Source organism: Burkholderia sp. ZZQ-2 (genome assembly GCF_050768715.1).
Lineage (GTDB): Bacteria > Pseudomonadota > Gammaproteobacteria > Burkholderiales > Burkholderiaceae > Burkholderia > Burkholderia cepacia.
The window spans coordinates 1-10,236 of the sequence record NZ_LDVA01000220.1 but is presented as its reverse complement, the minus strand read 5'-3'; the positions used below and the strand labels follow the sequence as shown (position 1 = coordinate 10,236).

At 69.3% G+C, this 10,236-nt stretch carries 12 protein-coding genes; 7 read left to right on the top strand and 5 right to left on the bottom strand.

The features are described 5' to 3' along the window. Positions 1 to 63: 63 nt before the first annotated feature. Complete coding sequence (locus ABY44_RS14990; protein WP_060174832.1) at positions 64 to 1,878, bottom strand: autotransporter assembly complex protein TamA; 1,815 nt, start codon at positions 1,876 to 1,878, stop codon at positions 64 to 66. Positions 1,879 to 2,144: 266 nt separating this feature from the next. Between ABY44_RS14990 and ABY44_RS14985 the strand changes: the two genes are divergently transcribed. The 4 genes from ABY44_RS14985 to panD all read left to right on the top strand — a co-directional run bounded on the left by ABY44_RS14985 (position 2,145) and on the right by panD (position 4,755). After that, positions 2,145 to 2,333: a DUF3460 family protein gene (locus tag ABY44_RS14985; RefSeq protein WP_006478107.1), complete on the top strand. Its 189-nt coding sequence runs from the start codon at positions 2,145 to 2,147 to the stop codon at positions 2,331 to 2,333. Positions 2,334 to 2,337: 4 nt separating this feature from the next. Next, positions 2,338 to 3,210, top strand: coding sequence for a segregation and condensation protein A (locus tag ABY44_RS14980; protein ID WP_021164248.1), 873 nt, complete (start codon positions 2,338 to 2,340; stop codon positions 3,208 to 3,210). Positions 3,211 to 3,484: 274 nt separating this feature from the next. After that, complete coding sequence (gene panC / locus ABY44_RS14975) at positions 3,485 to 4,324, top strand: pantoate--beta-alanine ligase (protein WP_027786732.1); 840 nt, start codon at positions 3,485 to 3,487, stop codon at positions 4,322 to 4,324. Between the two features lie 44 nt (positions 4,325 to 4,368). Further along, positions 4,369 to 4,755 (top strand): aspartate 1-decarboxylase, encoded by a 387-nt coding sequence (panD, locus tag ABY44_RS14970; protein ID WP_021164250.1) that lies wholly within the window; start codon positions 4,369 to 4,371, stop codon positions 4,753 to 4,755. A 143-nt stretch (positions 4,756 to 4,898) separates the two neighbouring features. Here panD and ABY44_RS14965 read toward each other — a convergent pair whose 3' ends face one another. From ABY44_RS14965 to ABY44_RS14950, 4 genes are all read right to left on the bottom strand, one after another. Then, positions 4,899 to 5,567: a ParA family protein gene (locus ABY44_RS14965; protein WP_027786731.1), complete on the bottom strand. Its 669-nt coding sequence runs from the start codon at positions 5,565 to 5,567 to the stop codon at positions 4,899 to 4,901. 158 nt (positions 5,568 to 5,725) lie between these two features. Then, positions 5,726 to 6,139 carry a DoxX family protein gene (locus ABY44_RS14960; protein WP_027786730.1) on the bottom strand — a complete coding sequence of 138 codons (414 nt, stop codon included), beginning with the start codon at positions 6,137 to 6,139 and terminating at the stop codon, positions 5,726 to 5,728. 149 nt (positions 6,140 to 6,288) lie between these two features. Continuing rightward, the gene (locus ABY44_RS14955; protein ID WP_166741928.1) at positions 6,289 to 6,429 is read right to left on the bottom strand and encodes a hypothetical protein; all 141 of its coding nucleotides are present in this window, start codon (positions 6,427 to 6,429) and stop codon (positions 6,289 to 6,291) included. Positions 6,430 to 6,510: 81 nt separating this feature from the next. Next, positions 6,511 to 8,031: a cobyric acid synthase gene (locus ABY44_RS14950; protein ID WP_060174862.1), complete on the bottom strand. Its 1,521-nt coding sequence runs from the start codon at positions 8,029 to 8,031 to the stop codon at positions 6,511 to 6,513. A 74-nt stretch (positions 8,032 to 8,105) separates the two neighbouring features. On the opposite strand from ABY44_RS14950, the gene cobU reads away from it, so the two are divergent. The 3 genes from cobU to ABY44_RS14935 all read left to right on the top strand — a co-directional run. Next, positions 8,106 to 8,660 carry a bifunctional adenosylcobinamide kinase/adenosylcobinamide-phosphate guanylyltransferase gene (gene cobU / locus ABY44_RS14945; RefSeq protein WP_060174833.1) on the top strand — a complete coding sequence of 185 codons (555 nt, stop codon included), beginning with the start codon at positions 8,106 to 8,108 and terminating at the stop codon, positions 8,658 to 8,660. Next, complete coding sequence (gene cbiB / locus ABY44_RS14940) at positions 8,654 to 9,598, top strand: adenosylcobinamide-phosphate synthase CbiB (RefSeq protein WP_060083236.1); 945 nt, start codon at positions 8,654 to 8,656, stop codon at positions 9,596 to 9,598. Before cobU ends, cbiB begins: the two co-directional genes overlap by 7 nt. Continuing rightward, on the top strand, positions 9,591 to 10,236 hold a 646-nt coding region (locus ABY44_RS14935), incomplete at its 3' end, for an aminotransferase class I/II-fold pyridoxal phosphate-dependent enzyme (protein WP_431641369.1). The genes cbiB and ABY44_RS14935, both read left to right, overlap by 8 nt.

Genomic DNA, 10,236 nt, shown 5'->3' with positions numbered 1-10,236 from the left:
GGCGGCGTGTCGTTCGTATCGTTCGGGTCCTTCGTCATGCGGTTCGTCGATGAAGCGGTACGTTCAGAAAGCGATGCCGAGCGTCAGGTACGGGCGCACGCTATGGTTGCGCAACCCGTACGCGACGTCGACGTTGATCGGGCCGACGGGGCTGCGCCAGCGCGCGCCGACGCCGACGCCCGGGTAAAACACGCGTTCGCCCCACGCATCGGTGGCCGTGCCGATGTCGAAGAACGTCGCGGCGCCCCAGTCGCGGTTGAACCAGTGCTGGTATTCGGCGGTGCCCGTCATCAGGTACTTGGTCGGCAGGACGGAACCGTCGACGCTGTTGCCGATGCTCTGGTAACCGTAGCCGCGCACCGAATTCGAGCCGCCCGCGCGGAACAGCAGCGACGCCGGCACGCCGGTCGAGCTGCCGCTCGTGAATACGCCGCCGAGCTCCGCGCGGAACACGAACAGGTCGCGCTTGCCGACCGGCAGGTACTGCTGACCGCGCGCGTAGCCACGGATGAAGGTCTGGTCGGTCAGTACGCCCTTGACCGCGAAGCCGGCCTCCGCGTGGATCAGGTTGCCCGAACGCGGGAACAGCGGATCGTCGACGTTGCGGCGCGTCCATGCCCATTGCGGCACGAGCGCGCGGCTCGTGGTCGGCCCCGCGCCGTTCTGGTCGAGCCGGTCCTGGTAGTACATCAGCGAATACGAATAGTCGATGAACTGGCCCGTGCGCGTGCGCTGCACGCCGACCCGCGCGCTGTAGATGCGCGTATCCGACACGTTGGTGTTCGTGTACGACGCGAGCACGCTGTTGGTCCAACCCTTCTCGCCCGGCGGCATCGACAGCTGGACCTGCCCGTATTGCTGGATCTGGTCGAGCCGGCCCGACACGGTCAGCGGCCACGCGGCGCCGAACGTGTCGAGATACGTGTAGGAGCCCTGCACATGCGGCCCGGTGTCGGTCGCGAAGCCGACGCCGCCGCGGATGTTGTTGTACGGGAACTCGCTGACCTTCACGTGCACGGGCGTGCGCTCGGGCTTCGCCGTATCGTCGCCGACGTCGATCGCGACGCTCGCGTAGTACGGCGTGTTCTGCAACTGCCGCTGCAATTCGGTGATCCGCTGCACGTCGTAGATCTCGCCTTCCGACAGCGGATTGACGTTCGTGACGATCTTCTCCGGATAGCGCCGCACACCGTCGACGTCGACCTTGCCGATCGTGAACGTCGGACCGCTGTCGAACGTGACCGCGAGCGTCGCGCGCTGCGTGCGCGGGTCGATGCGCGCCTCCGACGACGCGATCTTCGCGCCGAGATAACGACGCGACTGCAGTTGCCTGAGCGCCGCGCCCTTCGCGCCGTCCCAGTCGGACTGCGTGAACGGATCGCCCGGCTTCAGCGAAAACGCGAAACGGGTCGCGGCTTCCTGCTTCGGGTCCTCGGTGTCGACGGGCCCCTTGAAGGTCAGGTCGACGCTCGACACAACGGTCTGCTTGCCCGGATCGACCGCGATGCGCACGTCGCGCTTGCCGTCGCGCGTGCGCACGTCGGTGCGCACGACCGGCGAGAAATACCCGGCCGTCGCGGTCAGGTCGCGCACCTGCTGCGGGGTGGCCGTCACGAGGAAGTCGAACTGGTCGTCGCTGATGTCGTCGCGCTTCGCGAAGCGCGCGATGTCGAGGTGCGTCTTGAGCAGCTTGCGAACCGAGCGCGGCGCGTCGATGTCGACGTCGTACTTCGCGTGGGCCGGCAGCGCGAAGCACGCGGCCAGGCAGCCCGCGAGGGTCGCCCGTGCGGCACGGGCCGCGGCGCCGGCGCGATTGCGTTCCACGCGCGGGCCCGCGTCATGTGCCGGATGTGCTTGCTGGTTCGACTGCCCCGCCAAATATGACCTCGCCCTCGGTTGTCACGGTTTTGTGGAAAACCCTGTATTTGACCACAGCGTGCCGGCGCCAAAGCTTAATGTTTGTAAACCGCCGCGCGAGCGCGCGTGGCCGCGGCGTCATGCCCGGCGGCGCGCTTGCGGCCGCCGGCTGCGTGCCAGCCCGCGGATTCGACGCGCGATTGCCGCCGGCCGTTCCCGCGATGCGGTAAAATCCCGCCATCGTGAATCCGGCGCATCGTGCGCCGCCCGAAACGGAAAATCCAGCCATGCCGTACCAGTCCGATGTCACGCAGTTCCTGAACCAGCTCAAGCAACAGAAGCCGACGCTCGAGGAAGAGCAGCGCAAGGGCCGTTCCCTGCTGTGGGACAAGCAGCCGATCGACCTCGAAGAGCGCGCCGAGCAGCAGGAATCGCGCGTGAAGCAAACGTCGTACGTCTACTACCAGAACTTCTGACGACGTGAGCGCCGCCGACGAGGCCAGCGCCGCCCGCCAGGACGACGCGATCGCCGCGCCCGCGGGCGCCGATTCGACGCCCGACACGGTCGACGGTGTCGCGGCATTCGCTCGCCTGTACGGCGAGCCGCTGTTCAAGCTGCCGCAGGATCTCTACATCCCGCCCGATGCGCTCGAGGTGTTCCTCGAGACCTTCGAAGGCCCGCTCGACCTGCTGCTCTACCTGATCCGCAAGCAGAACTTCAACGTGCTCGACATCCCGATGGCGCAGGTCACCGCGCAATATCTGGGCTACGTCGACCAGATCCGCACGTCGAACCTGGAGCTCGCGGCCGAGTACCTGCTGATGGCCGCGATGCTGATCGAGATCAAGTCGCGGATGCTGCTGCCGGTCAAGAAGGCCGACACCGGCGAGGAAGCCGAGGATCCGCGCGCCGAACTCGTGCGCCGCCTGCTCGAATACGAGCAGATGAAGCTCGCCGCGCAGCGGCTCGACCAGTTGCCGCAGCTCGGCCGCGACTTCCTGCGCGCCGAGGTCTACATCGAGCAGAGCGTCACGCCGCGCTTCCCCGACGTGAATTCGGACGACCTGCGCGCCGCGTGGGCCGACGTGCTCAAGCGCGCGAAGCTCGTCCAGCACCACAAGATCTCCCGCGAGGAGCTGTCGGTGCGGGAGCACATGAGCCTGATCCTGCGCCGGCTGCAGAACGCGCGCTTCATGGAATTCGCCGAGCTGTTCGACACGTCGCGCGGCGTGCCGGTCGTCGTCGTGAATTTCATCGCGATGCTCGAACTCGCGCGCGAATCGCTCCTCGAGATCACGCAGGCCGAGCCGTTCGCGCCGATCTACGTGCGTCTCGCGTACCTGCCCGCGTAACCGGCCTGGCGCCCGCGCCTGCCCTTCCCGCCCTCCCGATTCATTCCGGCATACATGCCGCCTCGCCGCAGCCCGACGCGACTGCGCGGGCCGTTGCCGGCACGCCCGGTTAAAAAGTGAACGACCGTACTTTTTTCGATGCGTTTGGCGGCCAAATCCTCTACAATCCGCCGACGCCCGATGCGCCGCCCGCGCGCCGGCGTTCTCCGCTTCGACCCCGACGCCGCTGCTGCGGCGCCAACGCGCGCATGCGCGAGGAAACCGCTACCCGATCATGAAAGTCATCAGCTCGATCCAGGAACTGCGCGACCAGTTGCGTGGACAGAACCGCACGGCGTTCGTGCCGACGATGGGCAACCTGCACGAAGGGCACCTGTCGCTGATGCGCCTCGCGCGCCAGCACGGCGACCCGGTCGTGGCGAGCATCTTCGTCAACCGGCTGCAATTCGGCCCGAACGAGGATTTCGACAAGTACCCGCGCACGCTCCAGGACGATATCGAGAAGCTGCAGCAGGAAAACGTCTACGTGCTGTTCGCGCCGACCGAGCGCGACATGTACCCGGAACCGCAGGAATACCGCGTGCTGCCGCCGGACGACCTCGGCGGCATTCTCGAGGGTGAATTCCGGCCCGGATTCTTCGCCGGCGTGTGCACGGTCGTCACGAAGCTGATGTCCTGCGTGCAGCCGCGCGTCGCCGTGTTCGGCAAGAAGGATTACCAGCAGCTGATGATCGTGCGCCGGATGTGCCAGCAGCTCGCGCTGCCGGTCGAGATCATCGCGGCCGAAACCGTGCGCGACGAGGACGGCCTCGCGCTGTCGTCGCGCAACCGCTACCTGACGACCGACGAGCGCAAGGAAGCGCCCGAACTCGCGAAAACGCTGCAGCGCGTGCGCGACAGCGTGCTCGGCGGCGAACGCGACCTCGGCAAGCTCGAGCATCACGCGCGCACGCACCTGGCCGAGCGCGGCTGGGCGCCCGACTACATCGCGATCCGCCGCCGCGCGAACCTGATCGCACCGAGCGCCGCCGAACTCGAAGCCGGCGAGCCGCTCGTCGTGCTCGCGGCCGCGAAGCTCGGCGCAACGCGCCTGATCGACAACCTGGAAATCTGACGGGCCGCCCGCCCGCGCCTCTCACGACGCATCACGGAGACACCATGCAGCGCCACATGCTCAAATCGAAGATCCACCGCGCGGCCGTCACGCACTGCGAGCTGCACTACGAAGGCTCGTGCGCGATCGACGAAGACCTGCTCGAAGCGGCCGGCCTCATCGAAAACGAACGGATCGACATCTGGAACATCAACAACGGCGAGCGTTTCTCGACGTACGCGATCAAGGGCGAGCGCGGCAGCGGGATGATCTCGCTGAACGGCTCGGCCGCGCGTCGCGCGCAGCTCGGCGACCTCGTGATCATCGCGGCATTCGCGATGGTCGACGAAGCCGAGATTCAGGCCGGCTGGAAGCCGAAGCTCGTGTTCATCGACGACGGCAACAAGATCAAGGGCCACCGCGATCACGTGCCGACGCAGAACTGGACCTGACCTGACTGACCGGCCGCCCGCGTGCCGCGGCGCGCGGGAGCGGCTGTGCCGCTTGCGGTTGAAGGGTCGAAGGGCCGGATGCCGTGCGCCACGGGATCCGGCCCTTTCTCATTTCATCGCGTCCCGGCCCGGCGGCCGCGCGATCAGGACGCCTTGGCGGCCCTCTCCGTCTTCTCGGCCTTCGGCGCGCGGCGTTCGGCCCATTCGACGATCGGCCGCCACTGCTCGAGATCCTTCTCGACCCGGCTCTTCGCGACGTCCCACAGCGTGAGGCCGTGCGCGGCGATCTGCACGTAGTTCTGCGTGTCGCGCACGTAGCCGAGCACCGGCAGGCCGAGCCCTTCGACGAACCGGTGAAGCTGGTCCGACGAGCGCGTGCGCGCATCGACCCGCATCCCGACGATCCCGACCTCGACGCTGCCCTTGCGCACGGCCTTCTCGCCGGCGAGGCGCTCCAGAAACTGCTGCGTGGCCAGAATATCGAACATCGACGGCTGCAGCGGCACGATCACCTTGTCGGCCAGTTGCAGCGCGACGTTGAGCCGGTTGCCGTGCAGCCCGGCCGGCGTATCGATCACCGCATATTCGAGGCCGCGCGGCGGCTTCGTCGGCGCGTCCGGATCGAGTTCCCATGCCTCGATTGCCGGCAGTCCGGCCGGCCGCAGCTCGAGCCACGCATGCGCGGACTGCTGCCGGTCCAGGTCGGCAAGCGCGACCCACGCGCCCTGCGCCGCGAAATAGCCGGCAAGATTGGTGGACAGCGTGCTCTTCCCCACGCCGCCCTTCGGATTCGCCACCACGATCACCGTCATGAATTCCCCCGAAAAAGCCGCGCGGCCCCTGCCGCGAGGCAGGCGCCGCTCGATTGCGGATACAGGGAGCGATGATATCGGCAAACGGGGTGTCACCGGAACGGGTTGCGCCGCACCGTGTACGCCGACTTACCCCGCCGACTTACCCACTTACCCCATTACGCACGCTGAACCGCGGCTTCCCGTGCGCCGAGCGCGAACGCGCCGCCGCCCAGCAGCGCCTGCACGGCGAGCGTGACCGCCCAGAACGCCGGGTATTCCCAGCCGCCGTTCGGCGACGCGAAGCTCCAGCCGTTCGGCAGATGCGCGGCGGTCGCGCCGAGCATGAACGGCAGCAGCACCAGCGCGGCGACGCGCACGCGGAAGCCCGCGAGCAGCGCCAGGCCGCCCGCCAGTTCGACGAACGTCGTCAGGTACGCGAGCCAGCCCGGCAGGCCGATCGACGCGAAGAACTGCGCGGTGCCGGGCAGCGTGAAGACGAACACCTTCTGCGCGACGTGCGCGAGGTACAGCACGCCGAGCGCGACGCGCAGCAGGGTCGCGGCGAAATCGTTGAGGCGATTGGGGTTCATGGCGAATTCCTTCGTGAGTGGTGTGAATGGATCGCACTCTATTCGAATCGATTCGACCGATAAACTCGCAAATTCGCTTTAACTGATTCCCGAATGGAATCAATCGGGGCATAAAAAGGGGCATGACCGATCATGCCCCGCGACCTGCTTCAGTAACCGCTCTTGCCTTGTGTGGCGTCGCCGGAACCGGACTGGCCGCCGCCCGGTGCGTACGAATCGCACGCGTGCGCAACCGCCGACACGCCCAGCAGCGCCGCGAGCAGCACGCTCCACCACCATCGAGCCTTCATCGTCGCACTCCTCCAGGCGGACATCCGCCCTCCTGTGTTGTATGCGATCCGGCGGAAAAAGCGAGCACGGCCCGGCCCGCGTCAACGAAACTCGGCGTACAGCGCGTCGAGATCCAGATGGTCGGCGAACGAGTCGGCCAGCCGCTCGAGCGATGCCTCGCGCAACGCCGGATAGTCGATGCGCGCCGCGCCGTCGAGCCCGGCCCACGCGAGCAGCGCCGCGCATGCGTCGGGCGAGTCGAACAGCCCGTGCACGTAGGTCGCGAGGATCTGGCCATCGGCGGACACCGCGCCGTCCGGGCGTGTGGCGTCGGAGGCGTCGGGGGCGTCGGGTGCGGCGTCGGCTGCCAGCGTCAGCGCGGGCGACGCGAGCGCGGGCCCGTGCGTATCGCCCATGTGGATCTCGTAGCCGCGCACGGCCGCCCCGCCCGGCAGCGCGAGATGCCCGGTCACGTTCTTCAGCGTCTTGTCGCGCTGCAGGGTCGTGTCGAAATCGAGCAGCCCGAGCCCCGGCACGCTGCCGGGCGCCCCTTCGAGGCCGAGCGGATCGTCGAGCGTGCGGCCGAGCATCTGCATCCCGCCGCAGATGCCGATCACCTTGCCGCCGTAGCGCAGATGGCGACGGATCAGCGTGTCCCAGCCCGCGTCGCGCAGCCATGCGAGATCGCGCTGCACGCTCTTCGAACCGGGCAGGATCAGGAGGTCGGCATCCGGGACGGGGCCGCTCTTCCAGTACGTGAATTCGACCTGCGGATGCGCGCGCAGCGGGTCGAAATCGGTGTGGTTGCTGATGCGCGGCAGCGCCGGCACGACGACGCGCAGCAGGCCGGCATCGCCGCGTGCGGCGGCGCTGCGCGCCTGTGCCGGCAGCATGTCCTCGGCGTCGAGCAGCAGGCCGTGCAGGTACGGCAGCACGCCGAACACGGGCTTGCCCGTCTGCGCACGCAGCCAGTCGAGCCCCGGCTCGAGCAGCTTGACGTCGCCGCGGAAGCGGTTGATCACGAAGCCGCGCACGCGTGCGCGCTCGCTCTCCGACAGGCACGCGAGCGTGCCGACCAGGTGCGCGAACACGCCGCCGCGGTCGATGTCGGCGACGAGCACGACCGGGCAGTCGACGCGTTCGGCAAATCCCATGTTCGCGATGTCGCCTTCGCGCAGGTTGATCTCGGCCGGGCTCCCCGCGCCCTCGACGATCACCGTGTCGTAGCCGGCGCGCAGGCGCGCGTACGACTCGAGCACCGCTTCGAACGCGACCGGCTTGTAGCCGTGATACGCGCGCGCATCGAGGTTCATGCGCGCCTTGCCGTGAATGATCACCTGCGCGCCGCGGTCGCTCGTCGGCTTCAGCAGCACGGGGTTGAAATCCGTATGCGGCGCAACGCCCGCGGCCAGCGCCTGCAGTGCCTGCGCGCGGCCGATTTCGCCGCCGTCGGCCGTCACCGCGCTGTTGAGCGCCATGTTCTGCGGCTTGAACGGCGCAACGCGCGCGCCGCCGCGGCGCGCGAGCCGGCACAGGCCCGCGACCAGCGTGCTCTTGCCCGCGTCGGACGTCGTGCCCTGGATCATCAGCGTGCCGCACGGCCGCGGCTCGGGTGCATTCATCGTGTAAAGGTTGTCGCGAAGCAAAGGCCGCATTATCCCCCGCGCCGGTGTGCCCGCGCCGTTACAATCACGCGATGATTCCGCACGACCTCACCTTCGTCCTCGGCGGCGCACGCTCGGGCAAGAGCGCGCACGCCGAGCGCCTCGCCGCCGACAGCGGCCGCCCCGTCACCTACATCGCCACCGCAACCGCCGCCGATGCCGAATTCGCGCAGCGCATCGCGCACCATCGCGCGCGCCGGCCGGCCGCCTGGGGCTTCGCCGACGCACCCGTCGACCTCGCCGGCACGCTCGCGCGGCTCGACGATCCGCACGCGTGCCTGCTCGTCGACTGCCTGACGCTGTGGCTCACGAACCTGCTGTGCCCGGCCGACGGCGAACCGCTCGACGATGCGCAGTACGCGGCGCAGGTCGACCGGCTCGAGCACGCGTTGCGCGGCGCGCGCGCGAAGGTGATCGTCGTCAGCAACGAGATCGGGCTCGGCGTCGTGCCGCTCGGGTCGGTCACGCGCCGCTACGTCGACGAACTCGGGCGCCTGAACCAGCGTGTCGCCACCCTCGCGACGCGCGTGACGCTGCTCGTCGCCGGGCTGCCGCTCGACCTTAAGACGGGAGCGCCGTCATGCTGATGCTGTCGCTGCCCGTAGTCGCGATGTTCGCGGTCGCGGCCGCGATCATCGACCGCGCGATCGGCGAACCGGCCGGCTGGCATCCGCTCGTCGCGTTCGGCCGCCTCGCCGCGCGCATCGAAGGCGCGCTGAACACGGGCCGGCGCGGCCGCGTGATCGGCGTCGCCGCATGGATCGCGGCGGTCGTGCCGCCGGTCGCCGTCGCGGCATGGCTCGCGGCCGTGCTGCCATGGCCGCTCGCGGCCGCGCTGCACATCGCCCTGCTGTGGTTCGCACTCGGCGCGAAAAGCCTCGCCGACCACGTCGCGCCGATCGCCGCGGCACTGCTGCGGCACGACCTCGGCGCCGCCCGCACGCTGACCGCGCGCATCGTGTCGCGCGACACGAGCGACGCGGACGAAGGCGCGCTGTCGCGTGCGGCCGTCGAATCCGCGCTCGAGAACGGCAACGACGCGATCTTCGGCGCGCTGTTCTGGTTCGTCGTCGCAGGCGGCCCCGGCGCGCTGCTGTTCCGGCTCGCGAACACGCTCGACGCGATGTGGGGCTACCGCACGCCGCGCTTCCTGACCTTCGGCTGGGCCGCCGCGCGCCTCGACGACGCGCTCAACTGGATTCCCGCGCGCCTGACGGCCGCGAGCTACGCGCTGCTCGGCGACACGGCCGCCGCATGGCGCTGCTGGCGCACGCAGGCACGCCACTGGGACAGCCCGAACGCGGGCCCGGTGATGGCCGCCGGCGCCGGCAGCCTGAACGTGCAGCTGGGCGGCCCGGCCGTCTATCACGGCGAGATCGAGGATCGTCCCGCGCTCGGCACCGGCGCGACGGCGAGCGCCGTCCATATCGTCGCCGCGTTGTCGCTCGTCACGCGCACGCTTGCCCTGTGGCTCGCGCTGCTGGTCGCGAGCGGCGCACTCGTCATGGCCACCCATCATGTCTGACACCCGCATCACGCACGGCGGCAACCTGCATGAAGCCGCACGCCGCCACGGCATTCCTTACGACACGTGGCTCGACCTGTCGACCGGCATCAATCCGGTCGGCTATCCGGTGCCGCCCGTCCCGGCCGACGCGTGGCGCCGGCTGCCCGACGACGGCGACGGCCTCGCGGCCTGCGCCGCGCAGTACTACCACGCGCCCGATCCCGCGCACGTGCTGCCGGTGGCCGGCAGCCAGGCTGCGATCCGCGCATTGCCCGCGCTGCTGCCGGCCGGCGACGCCGGCGTCGCGACGCTCGCGTACGGCGAATACGCACCCGCTTTCGCGCGACACGGCCATCGCGTCGTCGCGCTCGACGTCGGCACCGCTACGCTGCCTGCGACGCTGCGCCACGTCATCGTCGGGAATCCGAATAATCCGACCGCCGAATTCGTGCCGGCCGAACGCCTGCTCGGCTGGCATGCGCAGCTGGCGGCGCGCGGCGGCACGCTGATCGTCGACGAGGCGTTCGCCGATACGGGCGCGACGCAGTCGCTCGCGCCGCAGGTCGATCGCCCGGGGCTCGTCGTGCTGCGTTCGGTCGGCAAGTTCTTCGGGCTCGCCGGCATCCGCGCAGGCTTCGTGCTCGCGTGCCCCGGCC